Below are 6060 nucleotides of genomic sequence, written 5' to 3'. Positions count from 1 at the left end.
CGAACCGGAAGAGCAGCAGCAACCCCACCGCTCCCGCCGCCCGCGACACCGACCCCTCGATCCGCCACCCCACCGCGAGCCCGACCAGTAGGAACGGCACCGCCCCGGCGGCGGTGACCACGAGGTCCGCCAGAGCCTGCCCCAGGGGTACGGCGGCCCTGCTGATCGGCAGCGTACGGAGCCGGTCCGTCACGCCCCGGTGGGTGTCCTGGGCCGCCTGGAACATCCCGGTCATGACACCGTTGGCGGCGGTCGCCACCAGCAGGCCCGGGACGAGGAAGGCCCGGTACTCCTCGCCGGGCATCGCGAGGGCGCTGCCGAAGACGTAACCGAAGAACAGCAGCATCGTGACCGGCATGGACTGGGTGAGGATCAGCAGCCCCGGGTTGTGCCGCAGCCGCCGCAACTGCCGGCCCAGCATGGCCGTACCGTCGTACGCCGACGCGGAGACGTTCGATGTGCTCATGTGACCGGCTCCTTGTGCTCCGTGCGTCCGGTCAGGCGGAGGAACACGTCGTCGAGCGTCGGTGGGCGCAGGCTCGCGTCGAGCAACGCCACGCCCGCCGCGTCGAGTTCGCGCACCAGCCGGGGAAGGGTGAGTGTCGGGTCGGTGGTGACCGCGCCGACGGTGAGCCGCTCGTGGTTCAGAACCGGTACGGAACCGGTGAGTCGGTCCAGGACCCCGGCCGCGCCGAACAGCGCGTCGGCGTCGGCGACCACCGCTTCGGCATACGAGCCGATGAGCGCCTTGAGCTGGGCGGGAGTTCCGGTGTGGGCGACCCGGCCGTGTTCCACGAGGGCTATCTCGTCGGCCAGTTGGTCCGCCTCCTCCAGGTACTGCGTGGTCAGGAGGATCGTCGTTCCCTCGTCCCTCAGCCCGCGCACGGCCGTCCAGATCTGGTTGCGGGCCGCGGGGTCGAGCCCTGTCGTCGGCTCGTCGAGGAAGAGCACCTCGGGCCGCTCCACCAGGCTCGCCGCGAGGTCGAGGCGGCGGCGCATCCCGCCCGAGTAGGTGGACGCGGGCCGGTCGGCCGCCTCCGTGAGCCCGAAGCGGCTCAGCAGCTCGTCGGCGCGGCCGGCGGGCCCCCTGACCCGGTGCAGCCGGGCGAACAGCCGAAGGTTCTCGCGGCCGGTGAGGTCCCCGTCGACCGACGCGTACTGCCCGGTGACGGCGATCCGGCGTCGTACGGCCGCCGCGTCCCGCACGAGGTCGTGCCCCGCGATCCGCGCCGAGCCCGCGTCGGGCCGCAGCAGCGTGGTGAGCAGCCGGACGGCCGTGGTCTTGCCCGCGCCGTTGGGCCCCAGCAGCCCGCACACGGACCCCTCGGCCACCGCCAGATCCAGCCCCCGTACGGCATGGATCTTCCCGGAGGACTTCCCGAAGGACTTCTCCAGACCCTCACTAAGTACAGTGTACGTAGTTGTCATGGGGTGACCATAGCGCACTACGTACGGCGTACGTAACTACGATGGGTGGTCGAGGTGATGATCAATGGCCGGCCGAGCCGCCGTACCCGAAGTGATCTGGACGCGTCCCGAACGTGCGGGACGGGGTCCCAAGGCCGCGTACAACCGTGCGGACATCGCCGCCGCCGCGGTCCGCATCGCCGACGCGGAGGGGCTCGACGCGGCCTCGATGCGGCATGTCGCGGCCGAACTGGGCTGCGGCACGATGTCGCTGTACAACTACGTCCCCCGCAAGGAGGACCTGTATGAGCTGATGGTTGACGCCGTCAGCGGTGAGCACGAGCTGTGGGAGCCGTCGGGCGACTGGCGTGCCGACATGCTGCGGGTGGCCCACCAGACGCGGGCCCTCATGCGCCGCCATCCCTGGCTGCCGCGTCTGATGTCACCGGTCTACGGCTTCAGCCCCCACGCCCTGCGCTATCTCGAACACTGCCTCGGCTGCCTCGATTCGTTCGACGGCACGTACGGCACGAAGTTCGAGCTGATCGCGATGCTCAACGGGCTGGTGACGACGTATGTCGGCAATGAGTTGGCGACTGCCGAGCGGGCGCGGTCCCTGCCGTGGTCGGAGGAGCAGGAGGGGGCGATGCGGATCGCCTATCTCGGGGGGCAGGTGGCCGGCGGGGCGTACCCGCGGCTGGCGGCGGCGTTCGCGGAGGACTCGGGGCCGATCGATCTGGAGGCGGTGTTCGAGCGGATGCTTTTGCGGGTGCTGGACGGGTTCGCGCCGCGCGGGTGAGGCTTTGATGCCGGGTGCGGGTTCGTTGTGGCTTGTCGCGCCCCGCGGCGGGGCCGCAGAAAGACACAGCCCCGCGCCCCTGACCGAGGCGGTCGGTCACAGCAGCGTGAACTGGCCTTCCGGGCCTTCCTCTTGATGGTCCAGGACCGATGCCGGTCGGCGCGCGCTGTCAGGGATCGGGAGTACACCTGCCGTTCGTAGCTCGGTCGCTGTGATGGGGTCCGTTACCGTCAACTCATCCCGCTGTGGGCGCAGTTCTGCCATGAGGGCCAGCACCGTGATCAGTTCCAGCAGTTCGGACGTCCAGGGCTGGGGCCAGGTCGCGGGTCTGATGGCTGCCAGAGTGCCCGGTTCGACCGGATCCTCCAACCGCGCCGCCAGCCACTGCTCCAGTACCCGGACCCCGCCCGTCTCGAAGTCCCACGCCTCGGGCGGTACCGGGGAGATGCGGCCGGCGTCGTCGAACCGGAGGGTTTCCTCGTCACGGTCGTAGTGCACCGTGGCCGGGCGGGAAGGCAGTGGTGAGCGTACGTACGGGCGTCGGCCGCCGGGGAGTTTGGGCCGGTCTCCGTCCCGTCGCATCAGCCACAGCATCCGGTGGCCCAACTCCACACCCCGGGACCAGAGTTCGGGGTCGGAGGTGAGCGGGACGGTGAGCCCCGGGCGTACCGCGGTCAGGGTCCAGGCGAGCACGTCGGCCGGGGTTGGGCGGTGGCCCAGGCGGGCGGTGAGGTGGGCCGGCAGGCCCGGGGCGAGGTTGGGTTCGGTGCCGCCGGGGCGCCGGTACAGGGGGCGGATCCGGCCCGGGCGGACCAGCGGCAGCAGGCCCGAGGCGAGCAGCGGGGGTCCGCCGGAGTCCGCCGGCGCGGTCGCCGCCTCGACGACGAACACCTGCCGCTCGTCCGCCACCCGCCACAGCTCCGGGCGGGCCGCGTCGATCAGCCGGTGGTCCGGGATCAGCCACTGCTCGTCGAAGGGCGCCCGCAGGACCCGTACCGGCTCCGCGCAGGGGCCGGTGGCGCGGGCGAGCCTCTCCGTGCCGCCGGACCGGCCGGGCAGCTGGCCGACCGCCGAGTGGAGGGTGCGTGCGCGCGTCGGCTCGAACAGGGCCTCCCGGTCCGGCCCTTCGGCCTTCAGCAGGGCGTCCCAGCGTGCCTTCAGGGATGCCGCGTCGGGTGCCGCCGGCCACCCCCGGCCCAGTCGCGGGGGTGCGACGGACCACGGCATGAGGTCCGCGAGCAGCGGAGCGTCGTCGTCGGGCGTCACGCCCGGCATCGTACGACGGTCGTCTCCGTCCCTGGTCTAGGTCGCCTCCAGAGTCACCGTGAAGGAGAAGCGGTCGCCGCGGTAGTGGATGACGGCGACGTCCAGGACCCGGCCCGTGTCGTCGTAGGTGATGCCCGTGTAGTGCAGGATCGGGCTGAGGAGCGGGACGCGGAGGAGGCGGGCCGTCTCGGGGTCCGCCAGGCGGGCCTGGACCGTGTCCGTGATGCGGCTGATGTCCATGCCGACGATGTCGCGCAGCACCTTTGTCATCGGCCAGCGGAGCAGATCCCGGCGGTCTATGCGTTCCGCGACTTCCGGGCGGACGTAGTTGCGGGCGTGGTTGGTCGGTTCGCCGGTCTCCTCGTCGCCGCGCAGCCGGTGGTACGTGGCCACTTCCGCGAGATCCGGGAAGTACTCGGTGAGTTCGGCGGGCACGGGCGCGCTGCCGTGGCCGAGGAGTTCGGTGGTCATGCCGGACTGCTGGGCGACGATCGTGTCCACGGAGCCCAGCAGCCGTACGGGGGCGCCGAGTCGGGCGTCCGGCTCGATGAACGTGCCGCGCCTGCGGTGGCGGCTGATCAGCCCCTCGTCCTCCAGCTCCTTCAGCGCCTGCCGCATCGTCAGTACGCTCACGCCGTAGTGCCCCGCCAACTGCTCCTCGGTGGGCAGCCGCAGCGGGTCCCGCGCCGAGCGGCCCAGGATCGAGGCGCGCAGGGACTGCGAAACCTGGTACCAGAGCGGCAGTTTGCGGTTCAGGACGATCGAGTCCGGCGCGAAGGATGTCACGGAGGTATCCGTACCGGTCGGCAACGTGCGGTGCAATGTTCAGGGCGACGGGCGGAAGTGCCGCTGGAGGCCCGACCACACGTCGTCGTACCCGGGTTGCAGATGCTCCGCCCGTGCCGCCTGCGCCGTCAGGGTCACCGGCCAGCGCGTCTCGAACATGAACGCCAGTCCGTCGTCGATCCGCTGTGGCCGCAGTTCGGCGGCGCTCGCCCGGTCGAAGGTCTCCCGGTCGGGGCCGTGCGCGGACATCATGTTGTGCAGCGAGCCGCCCCCGGGAACGAAGCCCCCCTTCCCGGCCGTCTTCGCGTCGTACGCGCCCTCGATCAGGCCCATGTACTCGCTCATCACGTTCCGGTGGAAGTACGGCGGCCGGAAGGTGTCCTCGCCCACCAGCCAGCGCGGCGCGAAGACGACGAAGTCGATGCCCGCGAGGCCGGGTGTGTCCGACGGCGACGTCAGCACCGTGAAGATCGACGGGTCCGGGTGGTCGTACGAGATGCTGCCCAGGACGTTGAAGCGGCGCAGGTCGTAGACGTACGGGAGATGGTTGCCGTGCCAGGCGACCACGTCGAGCGGGGAGTGGTCGTAGACGGCCGTCCAGAGGTTGCCGCAGAACTTGTTGACGACCTCCACCGGACCTTCGACGTCCTCGTACGCCGCGACCGGTGCCCGGAAGTCCCGTGCGTTGGCCAGTCCGTTGGCGCCGATCGGGCCGAGCTCGGGGAGCCGGAAGGGGGCGCCGTAGTTCTCGCACACGTAACCACGGGCCGAGGCGTCCAGCAGCTCCACCCGGAAGCGCACCCCGCGCGGGACGAGGGCGACATGGCCCGGCCCGACGGGCAGCAGGCCGAACTCGGTGCGCAGCAGCAGCCCGCCGGAGTCGGGGACGATCAGCAGCTCACCGTCGGCGTCGCTGAACACCCGTTCCATCGAGGAGTTGGCGTGGTACAGGTGCACGGCCATGCCGCCGCGCTGAGTGGCGTCGCCGTTGCCGCCGAGGGTCCACAGGCCCGCCAGGAAGTCCGTCCCGGCCGGGGGCGCGGGCAGCGGGTCCCACCGCAGACGGTTGGGATCCGGCACGGACTCCGTGAAGGGCGCCGTCCGGATCGAGCCGTTGGCGGTGGGCGTGAACCGGGGGTGCGCGGCCGAGGGGCGGATGCGGTACAGCCAGGAGCGGCGGTTGTGGGCGCGGGGCTCGGTGAAAGCCGTACCGCTGAGCTGCTCGGCGTAGAGGCCGAGGGGGGCGCGCTGCGGCGAGTTGTGGCCCTCGGGCAGGGCGCCGGGGACGGCCTCCGAGCTGTGCTCGTTCCCGAAACCGGAGAGCCAGGGGATTCCGGGGAGGGTTTCCAGTCCTTCGGCGGGCCTGTGGCCGTTCGCCCGCGCTCCGCCCGCGTCCGTGCTCATGCGTGCTCCCTCGCTCTCATTCCTATGCTTCACCGTAGGATTCGGTGTTCGCGGGCGCAAGAGGGGGCGGGCGCGAGAGGGGAAAGCCAGGGGCGAGGTTCACCGGATCGTCCTGGGGCGGCATGATGAAGCCCGTGCCCCCAGCGACCCCGCTACGTCGTGCGCCCGTACAGCGGCGCAGTGCCGAACGGCTGACCCGCATCCTCGATGCCTGCGCCGACCTTCTCGACGAGGTCGGCTACGACGCCCTGAGCACCCGGGCGGTGGCGATCCGCGCGGGCGTCCCCATAGGCTCCGTGTACCGCTTCTTCGGCAACAAGCGGGCCATGGCCGACGCGCTGGCCCAGCGGAACCTGGAGCGCTACGTCACGCGCGTCACCGAGCGCCTGGGGCGGGAG

The 6060-nt window shown here is 71.5% G+C and carries 7 protein-coding genes; 2 read left to right on the top strand and 5 right to left on the bottom strand.

What is annotated here, in order from left to right:
• Both AOK08_RS01945 and AOK08_RS01940 read right to left on the bottom strand, forming a co-directional pair.
• The coding region (locus AOK08_RS01945) for an ABC transporter permease (protein ID WP_157876527.1) at positions 1 to 466 on the bottom strand (466 nt) is incomplete at its 3' end.
• Positions 463 to 1428 (bottom strand): ATP-binding cassette domain-containing protein, encoded by a 966-nt coding sequence (locus tag AOK08_RS01940; RefSeq protein WP_055522992.1) that lies wholly within the window; start codon positions 1426 to 1428, stop codon positions 463 to 465. The genes AOK08_RS01945 and AOK08_RS01940, both read right to left, overlap by 4 nt.
• 64 nt (positions 1429 to 1492) lie before the next feature.
• On the opposite strand from AOK08_RS01940, the gene AOK08_RS01935 reads away from it, so the two are divergent.
• Positions 1493 to 2206 (top strand): TetR/AcrR family transcriptional regulator C-terminal domain-containing protein, encoded by a 714-nt coding sequence (locus tag AOK08_RS01935; RefSeq protein ID WP_055522990.1) that lies wholly within the window; start codon positions 1493 to 1495, stop codon positions 2204 to 2206.
• A gap of 96 nt (positions 2207 to 2302) precedes the next feature.
• On the opposite strand, the gene AOK08_RS01930 is transcribed toward AOK08_RS01935, so the two are convergent.
• The 3 genes from AOK08_RS01930 to hmgA are packed head-to-tail and all read right to left on the bottom strand — an operon-like array spanning position 2303 to position 5662.
• Positions 2303 to 3481 (bottom strand): type ISP restriction/modification enzyme, encoded by a 1179-nt coding sequence (locus tag AOK08_RS01930; RefSeq protein WP_055522988.1) that lies wholly within the window; start codon positions 3479 to 3481, stop codon positions 2303 to 2305.
• Positions 3482 to 3508: 27 nt separating this feature from the next.
• Positions 3509 to 4258, bottom strand: coding sequence for a GntR family transcriptional regulator (locus tag AOK08_RS01925; protein WP_055522986.1), 750 nt, complete (start codon positions 4256 to 4258; stop codon positions 3509 to 3511).
• Between the two features lie 39 nt (positions 4259 to 4297).
• A complete protein-coding gene (gene hmgA, locus AOK08_RS01920) occupies positions 4298 to 5662 on the bottom strand; it encodes a homogentisate 1,2-dioxygenase (protein WP_055522985.1) in 1365 nt (454 codons plus the stop codon).
• A 125-nt stretch (positions 5663 to 5787) separates the two neighbouring features.
• Between hmgA and AOK08_RS01915 the strand changes: the two genes are divergently transcribed.
• Positions 5788 to 6060: TetR/AcrR family transcriptional regulator (locus AOK08_RS01915; protein WP_157876528.1), on the top strand; the 273-nt coding region annotated here is incomplete at its 3' end.

The organism is Streptomyces graminilatus (assembly GCF_001418565.1).
Lineage (GTDB): Bacteria > Actinomycetota > Actinomycetes > Streptomycetales > Streptomycetaceae > Streptomyces > Streptomyces graminilatus.
The sequence above is the reverse complement of the archived record's forward strand: the minus strand, read 5'-3'. Positions and strand labels throughout refer to the sequence as shown.